Here is a 16,749-nt window from a genome sequence, read left to right on the forward strand (position 1 = left end):
TGGCCGCGGCATGATTTAGCCCGGCGTCCAACCGTACGCCTGGCCTGTTCTGAGGAGTACGCATGGCTGTCTACAACTACGACGTGGTGGTACTGGGTTCCGGCCCGGCTGGAGAAGGTGCGGCGATGAACGCCGCCAAAGCGGGGCGCAAGGTGGCGATGGTCGATAGCCGTCGCCAGGTCGGCGGTAACTGCACCCACCTGGGCACCATCCCGTCCAAGGCCTTGCGTCACTCCGTGCGCCAGATCATGCAATTCAATACCAACCCGATGTTCCGGGCCATTGGTGAGCCGCGCTGGTTCTCGTTCCCGGACGTGCTCAAAAGCGCCGAGAAAGTCATCTCCAAGCAAGTCGCCTCGCGTACCGGCTACTACGCCCGTAACCGCGTCGACTTGTTCTTTGGCACTGGCAGCTTCGCCGACGAGCAAACCATCGAAGTGGTCTGCCCCAACGGCGTGGTCGAGAAGCTGGTGGCCAAACACATCATCATCGCCACGGGTTCGCGTCCGTATCGTCCGGCAGACATCGATTTCCACCACCCGCGTATCTACGATAGCGACACCATCCTGAGCCTGGGCCACACCCCGCGCAAACTGATCATCTACGGCGCCGGGGTGATCGGCTGTGAATACGCCTCGATCTTCAGCGGCCTGGGTGTACTGGTCGAACTGGTGGACAACCGCGACCAGTTGCTGAGCTTCCTCGACTCGGAAATTTCCCAGGCGTTGAGCTACCACTTCAGCAACAACAACATCACTGTGCGCCACAACGAAGAGTACGAGCGGGTCGAAGGCCTGGATAACGGCGTGATCCTGCACCTCAAGTCCGGCAAGAAGATCAAGGCCGACGCCTTGCTGTGGTGCAACGGCCGCACTGGTAACACCGACAAGCTGGGCATGGAAAACATCGGGGTCAAGGTCAACAGCCGTGGCCAGATCGAAGTCGATGAGAACTACCGCACCTGCGTGACCAACATTTACGGCGCCGGTGATGTGATTGGCTGGCCGAGCCTGGCCAGTGCCGCCCATGACCAGGGCCGTTCAGCCGCTGGCAGCATTGTCGACAATGGCAGCTGGCGCTATGTGAACGACGTACCGACCGGGATCTACACCATTCCGGAGATCAGCTCGATCGGTAAGAACGAGCACGAACTGACCAAGGCCAAGGTGCCTTACGAAGTGGGCAAGGCGTTCTTCAAGAGCATGGCGCGTGCGCAGATCGCCGGTGAGCCGCAAGGCATGCTGAAGATCCTGTTCCACCGTGAAACCCTGGAAGTCCTCGGCGTGCATTGCTTCGGCTACCAGGCCTCGGAGATCGTGCATATCGGCCAGGCGATCATGAACCAGCCGGGCGAACTCAATACCCTCAAGTACTTCGTCAACACCACGTTCAATTACCCGACCATGGCGGAAGCCTATCGGGTAGCGGCCTACGACGGCCTCAACCGGCTTTTTTGAGCGGCTCCGGCCGGTGGCCTGAGCCGGCCGGGGAGACCGATTTCAGTAATTCCCGAGGGTGGCAGTGGCCAAACCGGGAAAGTCTGTAATCAGGCTATCTACGCCGAAGTCGGCGAGCCTGCGCATCAGCGCAGGTTCGTTGACTGTCCACACGGACACGTGCAAGCCCTGGCGCTGGGCTTTTTCCAGACGTTCAGGGGTGCACAACGTCCAGTTCAGCGCCAGAATCTCACAGCCGTAGTTCTGCGCGACCTTTAGCGGGTCGAGCCAGGCGTATTCTGCGACCAGGCCGCGTGACAGGTCGGGGGTGAGTTCAACGGCTGCTTTCAACACTTCCCGCGAACTTGAGGTGACGGTGACTTTGTCCATCAAGCCAAAGCGCACGGCCATTTCGCGAATCGCCAGCACGGTGGTGGCGGCGCGGGTGCGTGAAGCGCTTTTGACCTCCAGTTGCCAGTGATCGAAATCGCACTTTTCGAACAGCTCTTCCAGGCGCGGGATCGGGCAAGGGTTGACCCAGCCCGGTCCACCCTTGCGCGCGTCCATTTTCACCAGGTCCGCCGCCGAGTACTCGACGACTTTGCCGCGCCGGTCGGCGGTGCGCTTGAGGGTCGGGTCGTGGATGACCATCAGCTCGCCGTCCATGGACAGGTGCAAATCCAGTTCGCAGCGGCGTACACCGTGCTTGAGGCACTCCTGGAAGCTGGTCAGGGTGTTTTCCGGTGCTTCGCCTTTGGCACCGCGGTGGCCGTAGATCAGGGTCACAGTTGCTCCTTTACGCCAGATCGTCTGGCGGGGTGAGTGCGAGAATTCAAATGTCTTGGGCGTCGCTCTGTTCCCGCGCCAGGCGCCGTTCCTGGGCCTGTTTCTGCAGGATGTAGCGCGCCAGCAGTTGGCGTTGGGCGTCGGTCATGGCTTCGAATTCCGTGCCGACGTCGAAGCCTGCGCCTTTGGGTTCGCAATGCGTGACTCGCGCGCGCAGCAACAGGCCGAGCGCCTGGGGCATTAGCACCAGCTTGACCGCCAGATGTGCGCCGGCCGGCAGGGGAGTGGGGTGCTGGAAATCGATGCCGCCTTCGGAAATGATCACCGGTTGCGGTGCGCCGACCTCATCCAGCAGGCCGCGTGCCATGATCTGGCTGAGCAGATCCAGGCGTTTGTTCTGCACGCGGAGGAAGGCCGCGAGGGTGCGATCCTTCTCGCTGAGCTGGCGCAGCAGGTGCTGGGCTTCGAATTCACTCAGGTGCAATTCACTGAGTAAATTGAACAGTGGAGAATCATCCAGCAACACTTCCTTGCTCGCCGCCTCGGGGGCAGACAGGCTTTTGATTTGAAGTGCGATCATGTCGTCGATACGGTAGTATTCGCGGCGTTCTTCTTCATCTAATGTCGACATGGCGAACCCCAGCTAGCGGTAATGGTCAGAGTGTAAAGCTGCTTACCAGACCCCGCCACCGGGACGTCTTCTTTTCCTCCGAACAAGCCCCGACATGTTCAGACCTCTCTTCGTATTTATCGGCACGCGTTATACCCGTGCAAAGCGTCGCAATCATTTTGTGTCGTTCATTTCCCTGACGTCGATGATCGGGCTCGCCTTGGGCGTGGTCGTGATGATCGTGGTGCTGTCGGTGATGAATGGCTTCGATCATGAGATGCGTACCCGCGTGCTGGGCATGGTGCCCCACGCGACCATCGAGGGCGATGCGCCCATCAGCGACTGGCAGAGCCTGGCCGACAAGGTCAAGCAGAACCCCAAGGTGCTGGCCGTAGCGCCGTTCACCCAGATGCAGGGGTTGCTGACCAATGATGGCAAGGTGCAGAAGATCCTGCTCAATGGCATCGACCCGGCCCAGGAACGCAACGTCTCGATCATCGACAAGTTCATGTTGTCGGGCAAACTCGATGACCTGGCGCCCGGCAGCTTCGGCATCGTCATCGGCGACAAGGCCGCGGCCAAGCTCGGCGTGGGCCTTGGCGACAAGCTGACCTTCGTCGCGCCGGAAGTCACCGTGACCCCGGCCGGCATGTTCCCGCGCATGAAGCGCTTCACCGTGGTCGGCACCTTCCACGTCGGCGCCGGCGAAATCGACGGCTACCTCGGCCTGACCAACCTCACGGACCTGGCGCGCCTGCATCGCTGGCAGCCGGACCAGGTGCAGGGCCTGCGCCTGAAGTTTGCCGACCTGTTCGATGCGCCGCGCGGCGCCTGGGAAATTGCCCAGCACCTGGGCGAGTCCCAGTACTACGCCCGCGACTGGACCCGTACCCACGGCAACCTGTACCAGGCCATTCGCATGGAAAAAGCCATGATCGGCCTGTTGTTGCTGCTGATTGTCGCCGTGGCGGCCTTCAACATCATCTCCACGCTGGTGATGGTGGTGAACGACAAGAAGGGCGATATCGCCATCCTGCGTACCCTCGGCGCCACGCCGGGGCAGATCATGGCGATCTTCATGGTGCAGGGCACCGTGATCGGCGTGGTCGGCACCTTGATCGGCACGGCCGTCGGCATTCTGGCCGCGCTGAACGTCAGTGCGGCCATCGCTGGCCTCGAAACCCTGATCGGCCACAAGTTTCTCAACGCCGACGTTTACTTCATCGACTACTTGCCGTCCCAGGTTCAGGCCCAGGACGTGTTGATGGTGGGCGGCGCCGCGTTGGTCCTGAGTTTCCTTGCCACCCTGTATCCAGCCTGGCGCGCGGCACGTACCCAGCCAGCACAGGCCTTACGTTATGAGTGAATCGGGCATGAGTGAAAAAGCAATCCTGAGCTGCCGCAACCTGGGCAAATCCTACGAGGAAGGCCCGGAATCGGTGGTGGTGCTGTCCAACCTGCAACTCGAACTGCATCCGGGCGAACGCGTGGCGATCGTCGGCAGTTCCGGTTCCGGCAAAAGTACCTTGCTGAACCTGCTGGGCGGCCTTGATACGCCGTCCCAGGGCAGTGTATGGCTGGCCGGCGAAGAGCTGTCGGCCCTGGGTGAAAAGGCCCGCGGCCAGTTGCGCAACCGTTCGCTGGGCTTTGTGTACCAGTTCCACCACCTGTTGCCGGAATTCACCGCGCTGGAAAACGTGTGTATGCCGTTGTTGATCGGCAAGACCGCAATCCCGGAAGCCCGCCAGCGCGCCAAGGCCCTGCTGGAGCGCGTCGGCCTCGGTCATCGCCTTGAGCACAAACCGGCTGAATTGTCCGGCGGCGAGCGCCAGCGTGTGGCCATCGCCCGCGCCTTGGTGAACAACCCAGGGCTGGTGATGCTCGATGAGCCGACCGGCAACCTCGACTCCCATACCGCCCAGGGCATTAAGGACTTGATGCTGGAACTGAGCACCCAGATGCGCACCGCGTTCCTGGTGGTGACCCATGACATGAGCATGGCCCGCCAGATGGACCGCGTGTTGCACCTGCAGGAAGGTCATCTGGTCGCCATCTGACCCGTTTCAAGCCCGGCGCTTCAAGCGTCGGGCTTTTTCATTTTTTCAACGGTGCCCGCGAATGTTCAGACCGTTATCGATTTTTATCGGCACGCGCTATACCCGCGCCAAGCGCCGCAACCGTTTTGTCTCGTTTATCTCGATGACCTCGATGATCGGCCTCGCCCTGGGCGTCTTGGCGATGATCGTGGTGTTGTCGGTGATGAACGGCTTCCAGCGCGAAATGAGCTCGCGCATCCTCGGCATGGTGCCCCATGCGACCATCGTCGGCGTGAACCCGATCGACGATTGGCAGCCCGTGGCCGCCGCCGCGATGAAGAATCCGCAAGTGACTGCCGCAGTCCCCTTCACGCAGATGGACGGCATGTTCTCCTACAAGGGCGCGATGCAACCGATCGAGATCAGCGGCATTGACCCGGCGCAGGAGGGCAAGGTGTCGATCGTGGCCCAGCACATCGTGCGGGGCAAACTGGATGACCTGAAACCTGGCGAGTTTGGCGTGGTGGTCGGCGAAATCACTGCCCGGCGTTTCCGCCTGAATGTGGGCGACAAGCTCACCTTGATCGTGCCGGAAATCAGCACCGCACCGGGTGGCATCACGCCACGTATGCAGCGTTTGAATGTCGTGGGCATTTTCAAGGTGGGCGCCGAGCTGGATGGGTCCATGGCCATGATCCACATGGCCGACGCCGCAGAGATCCAGCATTGGCAACCGAACCAGGTACAAAGCGTGCGCCTGGCGGTGAAAGACCTTTACGCAGCCCCCAAGGTCTCGTCGGACATCGCCGCCAGCCTGGGCGCCGCCTACAAACCTGACGACTGGACCCACACCCAGGGCAGCCTGTTCAGCGCGATGAAGATGGAAAAGACCATGATCGGCCTGCTGTTGCTGATGATCGTCGCCGTGGCGGCGTTCAACATCATTGCTACCTTGATCATGGTGGTGAACGACAAGGGCGCGGACATTGCGATTTTGCGCACCATCGGCGCCACGCCACGGCAGATCATGGCGATCTTCATGGTGCAGGGCACAGTGATCGGTATCGTCGGTACCTTGATTGGCGGCGTACTGGGCGTGATTGCGGCGCTGAACGTGAGCGAGCTGGTGGGCTGGGTCGAGCGGGTCACCGGGCAGCATATTTTCAGTTCGGATGTGTATTTTGTCAGCAACCTGCCTTCTGAACTGCAAGGTGGGGATGTGGTGCTGATTTGCACGGCGGGGTTTGTGTTGAGCTTCCTGGCGACGCTGTATCCGGCGTATCGGGCGGCGAAGATAGAGCCGGCGCATGCGCTGAGGTATTCCTGAAGCTTTAGATCGCTATCGCAGGCAAGCCAGCTCCCACACTTTGATTTGTGAATACATTCAAAATGTGGGAGCTGGCTTGCCTGCGAAAGGGCCGGCCCAGCTTGCATCAATCCCCCTTGGGCAACTCGATCACAAACCGCGTCAACCCCACCTCAGACTCACAAAAAATCCTCCCCCCGTGCGCCCGCACAATCGACTGGGTAATCGCCAACCCCAGTCCCGCATGCTCGCTGCTACCTTCACGCCGTGCCGGATCCGCCCGATAAAAGCGGTCAAACAACTTCGGTAACAGCTCCGGTGGAATGCCTTCCCCCGTGTTCTCAACCGTCAACGTCACACCTTCCGTCATCCGCACCCGCACTTCGCCGCCCGCTGGCGTGAACCGCAGCGCGTTATCCAGCAAGTTCGACAGGGCCCGGCGCAGCATGCCGCGATCACCCAGGGTATGGGCAGTACCTTCGCGAATCAGGCTGACTTGAGCGTCTTCCGCCAGTAACGCGAAAAACTCAAGCAAAGCATCCACCTCATCTGCCAGCGCCAAAGGCACGCGTTTAGGCATGAGCAAGCCATGGTCTGCCTTGGCCAGGTACAGCATGTCATTGACCAATTGCGCCATCCATTGCAGCTCTTCCAGGTTGCTGTGCAGCGCCTCGCGGTAATCCTCCAGCGGGCGCGGCTGGGTCAGGATGACTTGGGTCTGGGTCAGCAGGTTCGACAGTGGCGTGCGCAGTTCATGGGCGATGTCGGCGGAGAACGCCGAGAGGCGCTGGAACCCATCGTCCAGTCGACCCAGCATGGCGTTGAAGGCTTGGGCCAGTTCGGCCAGTTCTACGGGCATGTGTTGCTGGGGCAAACGCTGGGTCAGGGAGTGAGCCGACACACTGGCGGCCACTTCACCCATGCGTCGCAACGGCTGCAACCCACTGCGCGCGGCCCAGGCGCCAAGCAGGGCGGTCGCCAGGGCTGACAGGCCGACGGTGAGCCAGATCAGGTGCTGCATGCGCTGCAGGAAATGCTGGTGGTGGGTGATGTCGAGCATCAGCGTCAGCAGGGGGGAGTCGGGTTGGCCTGGCGTGAGTGGCGCGTTGTACACCCGATAGTCGGTGCCGGCATTTTGCAGGCTGTGCAGGCCGGGCGCGTCGGGCAAGTTCACGCCTGGCGCATCGTCCAGCCAACGCTGGCCGGCGGCGGTGATACGCACCCGCAGCTCGGGCTGGTGATTGAGTTCGGCGCGCAGTTGCGCTTCACGTCTGGCGAAGGTGCCCAGCGAGTCGACACCCTGCAACGTACCGCGCAGCGCCACCAGTTGGCTGTCGAGTTGTTGCTGGTCCAACTCAATGAAGTGCGCCTCGCTGGCGTGGTTGAACAGCACCCCGGCGATCAGCGACACCACCGCGGTGCAGGCAGCAAACAGCAGCGCCAGGCGGCTGGCAAGGGACAGACGCTTGATCAATTGAACCGCTCCTCCAGCACATAACCCATGCCACGTACGGTGTGGATCAGTTTATTGGGGAAGTTATCGTCGACTTTCAGGCGCAAGCGGCGGATCGCCACTTCGATGATATTGGTGTCGCTGTCGAAGTTCATGTCCCACACCTGGGAGGCGATCAGCGATTTGGGTAGCACCTCGCCCTGGCGCCGAAGCAGCAGTTCCAGCAGGGAAAATTCCTTGGCTGTCAGGTCGATGCGCTGGCCGTCCCGTTCAACGCGGCGGCGGATCAGGTCCAGGCGCAGGTCGGCCAGTTGCAGCGCGGTTTCCTGGGGCGTGCTGCTGCCTCGGCGCAACAGGCTGCGCACCCGCGCCAGCAGTTCGGAAAAGGCGAAGGGCTTGACCAGGTAATCGTCGGCGCCCAGCTCCAGGCCATGCACGCGGTCTTCCACGGCGTCGCGGGCGGTGAGGAATAGCACTGGGATATCCAGCCCGGCGCTGCGCACAGCCTGGAGAATCTGCCAGCCGTCACGGCCCGGCAGCATCACGTCGAGGATCAACAGATCGTAGTCACCGGTCAGCGCCAGGTGCTGGCCGCTGGTGCCGTCGGCCACCAGTTCGGTGGTAAAACCCGCCTCGGCCAGGCCCTGGCGCAGGTAGTGGCCGGTTTTGGGTTGGTCTTCGACGATCAGCAGTTTCATGGGCGGCTCTTGGCAACGGTGGACGACGGCTTTATACCTTGAGTGCCAGGGCAGGGGATCAACCTGACAAAGTTGTAATCTAGCAGTCAGCTGGCTGGCAGCGGCGCAATCTTAGAGTGCTGCCCAGGCTGTTCATATATTTCTGGAGAAGACAGATGGCGTTGCGCACACCCCTGTTATTGGCAAGTTGCCTGCTGGCGTTGAGTGTTGAAGCAATGGCCGATGCCGCCCACACCTATGCATTCGGTGAAGCGGCGCCGGCGAGCAAAGCCACGCGTACGGTGGAAGTGACGTTGCAGGACATTTCCTTTTCGCCCAAGTCCCTGGACGTGAAAGCCGGTGAGACGGTGCGCTTCGTGCTGGTCAACAAGGGCCAGTTGCTTCACGAATTCAACCTGGGCGACGCGGCCATGCATGCCGAACACCAGAAGGAAATGCTGCAGATGCAGGCCAGCGGCATGCTGACCGCCACGGGCATGGGCAAGATGGACCATGCAGCAATGGGGCATGGTGCGATGAAACACGATGATCCCAATAGCGTATTGGTCGAGCCCGGTAAAACTGCCGAGCTGACCTGGACGTTCACCCAGGCCACGGGCCTGGAGTTTGCCTGCAACCTTCCGGGGCACTACCAGGCGGGCATGGTCGGCAAGCTCAACGTCGATTGATCCGCTGGCGCTTAGGCGCGGGGGCAAAGGCTGGTAGACTGGCGCGGTTAATTTAGCCAGGTTTCCGCCATGCATCCCGCAGCCGAACATTCGCCGCTGGGCAAGTCCAGTGAATACATCTCCACCTACACCCCTTCGTTGCTGTTCCCGATCCCGCGTGCCGCCAAATGGGCCGAGCTTGGCCTGAGCGCCGAGACCCTGCCTTACAAGGGTGTGGATTTCTGGAACTGCTTCGAACTGTCCTGGCTGCTCCCGTCGGGCAAGCCGGTGGTGGCCATCGGTGAGTTCAGCATCCCGGCCGACTCGCCGAACATCATCGAGTCCAAGTCGTTCAAGTTGTACCTCAACTCGTTGAACCAGACTGCGTTTGCCGATACGACCAGCCTGGAAGCCGCTTTGCGCACTGACCTCAGTGCTGCCGCCGGCAAGCCGGTGAGCGTGCGTATCCGCAGCCTGGCCGAGATCGAGGCCGAAGGTGTGATGGCCTTGCCAGGTGTGTGCATCGATGAGTTGGATATCAGTGTCAGCAACTATGAGCATCCGCGCCCGGAACTGCTGCGTTGCGATGACTCACGTGTTGTCGAGGAGAGCGTGCACAGCCACCTGCTTAAATCCAACTGCCCCGTGACCAGCCAACCGGACTGGGGCAGTGTCGTGGTGGAATATCTCGGTTCGGCGCTGGATCACGCCAGCCTGCTGGAATACATCGTGAGCTTTCGCCAGCACTCGGACTTCCACGAACAGTGTGTGGAACGCATCTTTTTGGACTTGCAGCGTTTGCTGAAGCCGGAGAAGTTGACGGTGTATGCGCGCTATGTGCGGCGCGGCGGGCTGGATATCAACCCGTATCGCAGCACTGAGGATGTGGCGTTCCAGAACGTGCGCCTGGCTCGTCAGTAGCTATCACGCAAATCAAATGTGGGAGCGGGCTTGCCTGCGAGGGCGGTGTATCAGTCACCTGATGGATGACTGAATGATCGCTATCGCGGGCGTGCCAGCTCCCACATTGGTCTCTGTACTTGCCTTGGGGATTGGTTTAGATCCCGATATTGCCCAAGGTGATCATGATATTGCGCAAGGTCCCGGAAATCACCGGGTGCTCAGCATCGAACTCGATGGCCGCTTGATTCACATCGTCGGAAATACTGGGGGTTTGCGTGGCCGGTTCCAATTCGAGTTGTAATTCGAACTTGGCAATCAAGGCTTCCAATGCATCACGTTTCTCTTCCGACAGCGGCGGTTCCTGTTCCAACTGCCCGCGCAGGATCTCGACCTGTTCTTCCAGTTTTTTGCGATCAGGCATGACGTGTTTCCTTTTATCGATAGGCACTGACATAGACCGCGGCACGCCGAGAAAGGTCTACGGGCTGACCTTTAGATTAATCCACTGGCGTCGACTGTGCATGATCCGTGTCAGGGCTTTTCGCCTTTGAGCTGGCGCAGGCTGATATCGGCGAGGCATGTGCCGAGTTCGCCCAAGTGATCGATTACCGAGTGCACGCCCAGCCCGTAAAGGGCAACGGTGGCCTTGCCGCGCTTATGTTCGCGTTCCTGTTCGCTCAGCGCCTGCCATTGTTCGGGCGCCATGCCGCACAACGAGCCGCAGGAGGCCAGGCCGATGGTCCACAGCCCGGCATTGAGCCCTGATTGCAACAGGCGCGGTTCGCCACTGACCAATACGCAGCCTTCCAGGCGTTCGATGTTCAGTTCCATCAAGGCTTGCCAGCAGGCGTGGGGCGCGGGCCAGCGAATGGAGGAGGGCGACGTCGCCTTGAGCCAGTCGGGCAGTCCGGCGGCGAGTGGGGTAGTGATGGAGGGGGGGAGTTCATCCAGCCAGGCGCAGGGTACGCCTTGCTCCTTGAGGGCTCGCAGGATTTTCAGCGCGCCCGGTGTGGCTTGGGAGTCCGGGGAGGGCGAGTCGGTGCGCGCCCGGGAACCGAAGTCCACCAGGCAGCCACTCAGGCCAAACAGGACGGCAGTCAAAGTGGGAGCGCTGGCGATGGCTATCTCGGCGTGAGGCATGTCGACATCCCTGAAATAGCGCCAACGCTATCGAGCCGGGATGACAAGTCGATGACAGGATTGTTAATTGTAGGAATTTTGTCCATTTTAGGTCTGACGATTCCTAGTTGCTGCCTAATTGGCGACTTCCGTCATATACTGACGGCCTTATTCAGGGCATAGCGCCCATGACAGACCATTCAAGGAGCAAAAGCTATGCGCTGGAGCCACTATTTCGCTCAGTTGTCGGTGTGTGCCACTGTCTTACTGGCGCCTTTCGCCGCACAGGCTGCATCGGAAGACGATCCATGGGAAAGCGTCAACCGCCCGATCTTTACCTTTAACGACACCGTTGATACCTATGCGCTCAAGCCATTGGCCCAGGGCTATCAGTTCGTGACTCCGCAGTTCGTGCAGGATGGCATTCACAACTTCTTCCGCAACATTGGCGATGTGGGCAACCTGGCCAACAACGTGCTGCAACTCAAGCCGCATAATGCCGGTGTCGACACCGCCCGTTTGCTGGTCAACACCACCTTCGGCGTGCTGGGCTTCATCGATGTCGGCACCAAAATGGGGCTGCAACGCAGCGACGAAGACTTCGGCCAGACCCTCGGCTACTGGGGTGTCGGCAGCGGTCCGTACGTGATGCTGCCACTGTTGGGCCCAAGCACCTTGCGTGACGCGCCGTCCAAGTACGTGGACAGCTACACCCAACCGTACCGCTACATGAACGATATCGGCTGGCGCAACAGCACCTTTGGCCTGAACATCGTCGACACCCGTGCCAGCCTGCTCGACAGCGAGAAGCTGATCACCGGTGACAAGTACACCTTCATTCGTAACGCTTACCTGCAGAACCGTGAGTTCAAGGTCAAGGACGGCAAGGTCGTTGACGACTTTTAAGCTGTGACGTTTTGAAATGAAAAAGGCGACCCACTTGGGTCGCCTTTTTTGTGCGCGGTTTCAGCGCATTTTCAGGATCTTGAGGCCCAGGTGCTGGTCTTCGCCTGTGGCCCTGGTCCACACCACCTGGGTATCGGCCTCCAGGCCTTTCAGTGCCGCGTGCTCCGAATCGATGCGCACGGTCAACAGGTCGCCTACATCGAACTGGCGTGGCGCCTGCACCTGCATGCCGGAGCTGGACAGGTCCACGCACACCCCGGCGATCTCTTGTCCTGCGTGGATCAGCGACACATCGGCATCCACGCGCATGCGGATGAAATCGCGTTTTTCGGCGTAGTCGCGCTCGTGTTCGCTCATGGGCTTCATCCTTACTTTGTGTTGTGGTCGTGCCTGTTCTTATAACTCCCGGTGATTTGCGGTGTAAAGACGCTCGGCGACCATCGGCATGAGCTTGAAACCCCTGACGGATGGGAGTACCGTCTGCGCCTTAGAAGGGCACCTCTGCTTTACCGTTGTGCATGGGGAAAATCCCAATGCTTTGTAGGACAGAGAGGCTAGAAAGCGAATCCAGTACGTGCGCCCGACCCTTGTCGCGCCACCTACGCCAACCTAATTCTGGCGCCGTTTGCCCACATGCAAAAAACCAGTGCCACGCTGCTGATAATCGATGACGACGAAGTAGTGCGCGCGAGCCTCGCGGCCTATTTGGAAGACAGTGGCTTCAGCGTCCTGCAGGCCGGTAATGGCCAACAGGGTCTCCAGGTATTCGAGCGCGACCAGCCCGACCTTGTGATCTGCGACCTGCGCATGCCCCAGATGGGCGGCCTGGAGCTGATTCGCCAGGTGACTGAGCTCGCCCCGCAGACGCCGGTGATTGTCGTGTCGGGCGCCGGGGTGATGAACGATGCTGTCGAAGCCTTGCGCCTGGGTGCCGCCGATTATCTGATCAAACCCCTGGAAGACCTGGCGGTGCTGGAGCACTCGGTGCGCCGTGCCCTGGATCGTGCGCGCCTGTTGGTGGAAAACCAGCGCTACCGCGAAAAGCTCGAAACCGCCAACCGCGAACTCGAAGCCAGCCTCAACCTGCTCCAGGAAGACCAGAATGCCGGTCGCCAGGTGCAAATGAACATGCTGCCGGTCAGCCCCTGGACCATCGACGACTTCCAGTTTGCCCACCAGATCATCCCGTCACTGTACTTGTCGGGTGATTTTGTCGATTACTTCCGTGTGGATGAGCGACGTGTGGCGTTCTACCTGGCCGACGTCTCCGGCCATGGCGCTTCCTCTGCTTTTGTCACCGTGTTGTTGAAGTTCATGACCACGCGGTTGTTGTTCGAATCCAAGCGCAATGGCACCTTGCCGGAGTTCACGCCCTCCGAGGTACTGGGCCACATCAACCGGGGCCTGATCAGCTGCAAGCTGGGCAAGCACGTGACGATGGTCGGCGGCGTGATTGATGAAGAAACCGGTCTTTTGACCTACAGCATTGGCGGTCACCTGCCGATGCCGGTTTTATACACTCCAGACAGTGTGCGTTACCTGGAAGGGCGTGGTCTGCCGGTAGGCTTGTTCAACGAAGCCACCTACGAAGACCACATCCTGGAACTGCCGCCGACGTTCAGCCTCACGCTGATGTCAGACGGCATCCTGGACCTTCTTCCAGAGCCTACACTCAAAGAGAAAGAAGCCGCCTTGCCCCAAAAGGTCAAGTCGGCGGGCGGCAGCCTGGATGGCCTGCGGCAGGTTTTTGGATTGGCCACGCTAGGGGAGATGCCGGATGATATCGCCCTATTGGTGTTGAGCAGGAATCTTTGATGAGTACCGGAAGAATCCAATTCGCCGAGCAAGACGGGACGTTTGTCCTGAAGTTTGTCGGTGAAGTGCGCCTGACCTTGTGTTCGGCGCTGGATGCGACGATTGAGCGGATCTTCACAGCGCTGAACTTCTCGGCGATCGTGATCGATCTGACCGAAACCCGCAGCATCGATAGCACCACCCTTGGCCTGCTGGCCAAGTTGTCCATTCTGTCTCGGCAGAAGGTCGGCCTGTTGCCGACTGTGGTCACCACCCACGAAGACATCACCCGTCTATTGCAGTCGATGGGCTTTGACCAGGTGTTCAACATCGTTGACCGCCCAATTCCCTGCCCGGAATGCCTCACCGACCTGCCGTCGCAAGACCAGTCCGAAGAGATCGTACGGGTCAAGGTGCTGGAAGCGCACAAGATCCTCATGGGCCTCAACGAGTCCAACCGCGAAGCCTTCCACGACCTCGTCAACGCCCTCGAGCGCCACTGATCCTCAATTGAAATGTGATCAAAATGGGGGAGGGGGCTTGCCCCCGATTGCGGTATGTCAGTCATAAATATGCTGACTGACCCACCGCCATCGGGAGCAAGTCGAATCGTCGCACCGCCCCTCCCACATTGGATTTGTGACTGGCTTGAAATTGGCAGCACAAAAAAGGGCGACACCCGCCAAGGTGCCGCCCTTTTTGCTGCTATCTGCCCTTACAGCTTGGCCGACAGCAGCGCCTCCAGCTTCTCCTGGTCCCGAGCAAACTGACGAATACCTTCCGCCAGCTTCTCGGTCGCCATCGCGTCCTCGTTGGACTCCCAACGGAACTGCGCTTCAGTCAGATGCACGCGGGCTTCACCGGCATGGCCTGGCGACAATTTGCGCTCCAGCTTGCCTTCATCCGCCGCCAGCTTCTCCAGCAAGTCCGGGCTGATGGTCAGGCGATCACACCCAGCCAGCTCTTCGATCTGGCTCAGGTTGCGGAAGCTCGCGCCCATCACCACGGTCTTGTAGCCGTTGGCCTTGTAGTAGTTGTAGATGCGCGTCACCGACTGCACGCCCGGGTCTTCAGCACCGGTGTAGTCGTTGCCGTTGGCCTTTTTGTACCAATCGTAGATTCGACCCACGAACGGCGAGATCAGGAACACGCCAGCCTCTGCACAGGCCACGGCCTGGGCGAAGGAGAACAACAGCGTCAGGTTGGTCTGGATGCCTTCTTTTTCCAGCTGCTCGGCGGCGCGGATGCCTTCCCAGGTGGAGGCGATCTTGATCAGTACACGGTCGCGGCCAACGCCGGCTTTGTCGTACAGGTCGATCAGACGGAGCGCGCGCTTGAGTACGGCGTCAGTGTCGAACGACAGGCGGGCATCCACTTCAGTGGAAATACGGCCCGGCACCACTTTGAGGATCTCTTGACCTACCGCCACCGCAAAGCGGTCGCTGGCCAGGCCCACATCACCGTTGCAGTCCTTTACGCACTCATCCAGCAGCTTGGCATAGCCTGGGATCGAAGCGGCCTTGAGCAGCAGGGAAGGGTTAGTGGTGGCATCTTGCGGCTTGAGCTTGGCGAGGGTAGAAAAATCGCCGGTATCGGCTACGACGGTGGTGAATTGCTTGAGTTGTTCCAGCTTGGAAGTCATGGGCGTGCTCTGTCCTGTGGGTCTGATGACATTACCCGAGCGCCGGCAGGCGCTCAAGGGCGCAAATGCGTTCGATCGTTTGCGAGGGCAACAACCTGAAAACAGCCGTTTGAATCACCGGCCGTGGTGCTAGATAGGAGGCCAAAATCACCATCGGGTTCAACCTAACTTCCACCCGATCCACTCGGTCGACCTGTGGAAGCTGGCTTGCCTGCGATAACGGCCCACAGCCACCCCAGTCTTCCTGATGGACACCCGTCCACATGTGGGAGCGGGCTTGCTCGCGAATGCGGCCTGTCAGCCCCCCAATAAACCAACTGACACCCAGGCCATCACCGCCCCTCCAACAACTCTCCGGCCTGATCCAGCAACGCCAACGGATCACTTGCCTTATGAATATCCACCGACAATAACTGCCTGAACTTGCGCGCCCCCGGGAAACCGGTGCCCAGCCCCAGGATATGCCGAGTGATATGGTGCATCGACCCACCCGAAGCCAAATGCTCCGCAATATAAGGCCGCAACTGCACCAACGCCTCTGCGCGACTGATCACCGGCGCCTCACTGCCAAACAACTGCTGATCCACTTCTGCCAGCAAATAGGGATTGTGATAAGCCTCCCGGCCCAGCATCACCCCATCAAACACCTGCAAATGCTCGTGACACTGCTCCAATGTCTTGATCCCACCGTTGAGCACAATCTCCAGCTCTGGAAAGTCCCGCTTCAACTGAGCCGCCACGTCATACCGCAACGGCGGAATGTCGCGGTTCTCCTTCGGCGACAACCCCTCCAGAATCGCAATCCGCGCATGCACGGTGAAACTGGTGCAGCCTGCGTCCTTCACCGTCCCGACGAAATCACACAACTGCGCATAACTGTCCCGCCCATTGATCCCGATGCGATGTTTCACCGTCACCGGAATCGACACCGCATCGCGCATCGCCTTCACACACTCCGCCACCAACGCCGGATGCGCCATCAGGATCGCGCCGATCATGTTGTTCTGCACCCGATCGCTGGGGCAGCCGACGTTCAGGTTCACTTCATCGTAGCCAGCGGCCTCGGCCATGCGCGCGCAGGCGGCCAAATCGGCGGGGACACTGCCGCCCAGTTGCAGTGCAAGCGGGTGCTCGGCTTCGTTGTGGCGCAGGAAACGGTCATGGTCGCCATGGAGGATCGCGCCGGTGGTGACCATCTCGGTGTAGAGCAGGGCGTGCTTGGAGAGCAGGCGCAGGAAGAACCGGCAGTGGCGGTCGGTCCAGTCCATCATAGGTGCAACGCTAAAGCGCCGAGACAGTGCGGGGCTTGATTCTGCTGGGCTAAAGCTCTGTTTATCTAGCATTTTACTCAACGTGTTCTTGGCGAGTTTTAGGGCGTTTTCAGGCGTTTTTAGGCTCGGTGGTACGATGTAC

The 16,749-nt window shown here is 60.2% G+C and carries 18 protein-coding genes; 9 read left to right on the top strand and 9 right to left on the bottom strand.

Going from position 1 to position 16,749, the window contains the following annotated elements; genetic code table 11:
* Window positions 1-62: 62 nt before the first annotated feature.
* Window positions 63-1,457, top strand: a complete 1,395-nt coding sequence (gene sthA / locus AC4PS7_RS04490; protein WP_010212052.1) for a Si-specific NAD(P)(+) transhydrogenase — start codon at window positions 63-65, stop codon at window positions 1,455-1,457.
* A gap of 42 nt (window positions 1,458-1,499) precedes the next feature.
* Here sthA and AC4PS7_RS04495 read toward each other — a convergent pair whose 3' ends face one another.
* Both AC4PS7_RS04495 and AC4PS7_RS04500 read right to left on the bottom strand, forming a co-directional pair.
* Window positions 1,500-2,222 carry a glycerophosphodiester phosphodiesterase gene (locus AC4PS7_RS04495; protein ID WP_010212050.1) on the bottom strand — a complete coding sequence of 241 codons (723 nt, stop codon included), beginning with the start codon at window positions 2,220-2,222 and terminating at the stop codon, window positions 1,500-1,502.
* A gap of 46 nt (window positions 2,223-2,268) precedes the next feature.
* Complete coding sequence (locus tag AC4PS7_RS04500) at window positions 2,269-2,853, bottom strand: PilZ domain-containing protein (protein ID WP_010212049.1); 585 nt, start codon at window positions 2,851-2,853, stop codon at window positions 2,269-2,271.
* 94 nt (window positions 2,854-2,947) lie between these two features.
* Here AC4PS7_RS04500 and AC4PS7_RS04505 point away from each other — a divergent pair, with 94 nt between their 5' ends.
* The 3 genes from AC4PS7_RS04505 to AC4PS7_RS04515 all read left to right on the top strand — a co-directional run bounded on the left by AC4PS7_RS04505 (window position 2,948) and on the right by AC4PS7_RS04515 (window position 6,195).
* Window positions 2,948-4,198: a lipoprotein-releasing ABC transporter permease subunit gene (locus AC4PS7_RS04505; protein ID WP_010212047.1), complete on the top strand. Its 1,251-nt coding sequence runs from the start codon at window positions 2,948-2,950 to the stop codon at window positions 4,196-4,198.
* Window positions 4,199-4,205: 7 nt separating this feature from the next.
* Window positions 4,206-4,889, top strand: coding sequence for a lipoprotein-releasing ABC transporter ATP-binding protein LolD (lolD, locus tag AC4PS7_RS04510; protein WP_017477213.1), 684 nt, complete (start codon window positions 4,206-4,208; stop codon window positions 4,887-4,889).
* Window positions 4,890-4,950: 61 nt separating this feature from the next.
* Window positions 4,951-6,195 carry a lipoprotein-releasing ABC transporter permease subunit gene (locus AC4PS7_RS04515; RefSeq protein ID WP_010212046.1) on the top strand — a complete coding sequence of 415 codons (1,245 nt, stop codon included), beginning with the start codon at window positions 4,951-4,953 and terminating at the stop codon, window positions 6,193-6,195.
* Window positions 6,196-6,301: 106 nt separating this feature from the next.
* Here the strand turns inward: AC4PS7_RS04515 and AC4PS7_RS04520 are convergent, their stop codons facing one another.
* Both AC4PS7_RS04520 and AC4PS7_RS04525 read right to left on the bottom strand, forming a co-directional pair.
* Window positions 6,302-7,648, bottom strand: coding sequence for a heavy metal sensor histidine kinase (locus AC4PS7_RS04520; protein ID WP_492179128.1), 1,347 nt, complete (start codon window positions 7,646-7,648; stop codon window positions 6,302-6,304).
* Window positions 7,645-8,325 carry a heavy metal response regulator transcription factor gene (locus AC4PS7_RS04525; protein WP_010212042.1) on the bottom strand — a complete coding sequence of 227 codons (681 nt, stop codon included), beginning with the start codon at window positions 8,323-8,325 and terminating at the stop codon, window positions 7,645-7,647. The genes AC4PS7_RS04520 and AC4PS7_RS04525 overlap by 4 nt, the downstream gene beginning before the upstream one ends.
* Window positions 8,326-8,480: 155 nt before the next feature.
* On the opposite strand from AC4PS7_RS04525, the gene copI reads away from it, so the two are divergent.
* On the top strand, window positions 8,481-8,993 hold the full coding sequence (gene copI, locus AC4PS7_RS04530; protein ID WP_010212040.1) for a copper-resistant cuproprotein CopI: 513 nt from the start codon (window positions 8,481-8,483) through the stop codon (window positions 8,991-8,993).
* Window positions 8,994-9,062: 69 nt separating this feature from the next.
* Window positions 9,063-9,893, top strand: a complete 831-nt coding sequence (gene queF / locus AC4PS7_RS04535) for an NADPH-dependent 7-cyano-7-deazaguanine reductase QueF (RefSeq protein WP_492179131.1) — start codon at window positions 9,063-9,065, stop codon at window positions 9,891-9,893.
* 136 nt (window positions 9,894-10,029) lie between these two features.
* On the opposite strand, the gene AC4PS7_RS04540 is transcribed toward queF, so the two are convergent.
* Together AC4PS7_RS04540 and pcrP are read right to left on the bottom strand one after the other, a co-directional pair.
* Complete coding sequence (locus AC4PS7_RS04540) at window positions 10,030-10,296, bottom strand: DUF4404 family protein (RefSeq protein WP_010212034.1); 267 nt, start codon at window positions 10,294-10,296, stop codon at window positions 10,030-10,032.
* Window positions 10,297-10,406: 110 nt separating this feature from the next.
* Entirely contained in the window at window positions 10,407-11,015 is a 609-nt protein-coding gene (gene pcrP, locus AC4PS7_RS04545) for an HAD superfamily inactivated hydrolase PcrP (RefSeq protein ID WP_010212032.1), read from the bottom strand.
* A 195-nt stretch (window positions 11,016-11,210) separates the two neighbouring features.
* Here pcrP and AC4PS7_RS04550 point away from each other — a divergent pair, with 195 nt between their 5' ends.
* Window positions 11,211-11,900, top strand: coding sequence for an MlaA family lipoprotein (locus AC4PS7_RS04550; RefSeq protein ID WP_010212030.1), 690 nt, complete (start codon window positions 11,211-11,213; stop codon window positions 11,898-11,900).
* Window positions 11,901-11,960: 60 nt separating this feature from the next.
* On the opposite strand, the gene AC4PS7_RS04555 is transcribed toward AC4PS7_RS04550, so the two are convergent.
* On the bottom strand, window positions 11,961-12,257 hold the full coding sequence (locus tag AC4PS7_RS04555; RefSeq protein WP_137206452.1) for a PilZ domain-containing protein: 297 nt from the start codon (window positions 12,255-12,257) through the stop codon (window positions 11,961-11,963).
* A gap of 276 nt (window positions 12,258-12,533) precedes the next feature.
* Here AC4PS7_RS04555 and rssB point away from each other — a divergent pair, with 276 nt between their 5' ends.
* Both rssB and rssC read left to right on the top strand, forming a co-directional pair.
* On the top strand, window positions 12,534-13,715 hold the full coding sequence (rssB, locus tag AC4PS7_RS04560; RefSeq protein ID WP_010212027.1) for a two-component system response regulator RssB: 1,182 nt from the start codon (window positions 12,534-12,536) through the stop codon (window positions 13,713-13,715).
* Window positions 13,715-14,197: an anti-sigma factor antagonist RssC gene (gene rssC, locus AC4PS7_RS04565; protein WP_010212025.1), complete on the top strand. Its 483-nt coding sequence runs from the start codon at window positions 13,715-13,717 to the stop codon at window positions 14,195-14,197. Before rssB ends, rssC begins: the two co-directional genes overlap by 1 nt.
* Window positions 14,198-14,409: 212 nt before the next feature.
* Here the strand turns inward: rssC and tal are convergent, their stop codons facing one another.
* Both tal and dusA read right to left on the bottom strand, forming a co-directional pair.
* Complete coding sequence (gene tal, locus AC4PS7_RS04570; RefSeq protein WP_183701411.1) at window positions 14,410-15,336, bottom strand: transaldolase; 927 nt, start codon at window positions 15,334-15,336, stop codon at window positions 14,410-14,412.
* A 332-nt stretch (window positions 15,337-15,668) separates the two neighbouring features.
* A complete protein-coding gene (gene dusA, locus AC4PS7_RS04575) occupies window positions 15,669-16,679 on the bottom strand; it encodes a tRNA dihydrouridine(20/20a) synthase DusA (RefSeq protein WP_183701414.1) in 1,011 nt (336 codons plus the stop codon).
* Window positions 16,680-16,749 lie beyond the last annotated feature (70 nt).

The organism is Pseudomonas sp. DW-iso3 (assembly GCF_058725305.1).

Coding starts and splice junctions, on each gene's coding strand:
- sthA (WP_010212052.1), top strand. CDS start 63: ATGGCTGTCTACAACTACGACGTGGTGGTACTGGGTTCCGGCCCGGCT.
- AC4PS7_RS04500 (WP_010212049.1), bottom strand. CDS start 2,853: ATGTCGACATTAGATGAAGAAGAACGCCGCGAATACTACCGTATCGAC.
- AC4PS7_RS04505 (WP_010212047.1), top strand. CDS start 2,948: ATGTTCAGACCTCTCTTCGTATTTATCGGCACGCGTTATACCCGTGCA.
- lolD (WP_017477213.1), top strand. CDS start 4,206: ATGAGTGAAAAAGCAATCCTGAGCTGCCGCAACCTGGGCAAATCCTAC.
- AC4PS7_RS04515 (WP_010212046.1), top strand. CDS start 4,951: ATGTTCAGACCGTTATCGATTTTTATCGGCACGCGCTATACCCGCGCC.
- AC4PS7_RS04525 (WP_010212042.1), bottom strand. CDS start 8,325: ATGAAACTGCTGATCGTCGAAGACCAACCCAAAACCGGCCACTACCTG.
- copI (WP_010212040.1), top strand. CDS start 8,481: ATGGCGTTGCGCACACCCCTGTTATTGGCAAGTTGCCTGCTGGCGTTG.
- queF (WP_492179131.1), top strand. CDS start 9,063: ATGCATCCCGCAGCCGAACATTCGCCGCTGGGCAAGTCCAGTGAATAC.
- AC4PS7_RS04540 (WP_010212034.1), bottom strand. CDS start 10,296: ATGCCTGATCGCAAAAAACTGGAAGAACAGGTCGAGATCCTGCGCGGG.
- pcrP (WP_010212032.1), bottom strand. CDS start 11,015: ATGCCTCACGCCGAGATAGCCATCGCCAGCGCTCCCACTTTGACTGCC.
- AC4PS7_RS04550 (WP_010212030.1), top strand. CDS start 11,211: ATGCGCTGGAGCCACTATTTCGCTCAGTTGTCGGTGTGTGCCACTGTC.
- AC4PS7_RS04555 (WP_137206452.1), bottom strand. CDS start 12,257: ATGAGCGAACACGAGCGCGACTACGCCGAAAAACGCGATTTCATCCGC.
- rssB (WP_010212027.1), top strand. CDS start 12,534: ATGCAAAAAACCAGTGCCACGCTGCTGATAATCGATGACGACGAAGTA.
- rssC (WP_010212025.1), top strand. CDS start 13,715: ATGAGTACCGGAAGAATCCAATTCGCCGAGCAAGACGGGACGTTTGTC.
- tal (WP_183701411.1), bottom strand. CDS start 15,336: ATGACTTCCAAGCTGGAACAACTCAAGCAATTCACCACCGTCGTAGCC.
- dusA (WP_183701414.1), bottom strand. CDS start 16,679: ATGCTAGATAAACAGAGCTTTAGCCCAGCAGAATCAAGCCCCGCACTG.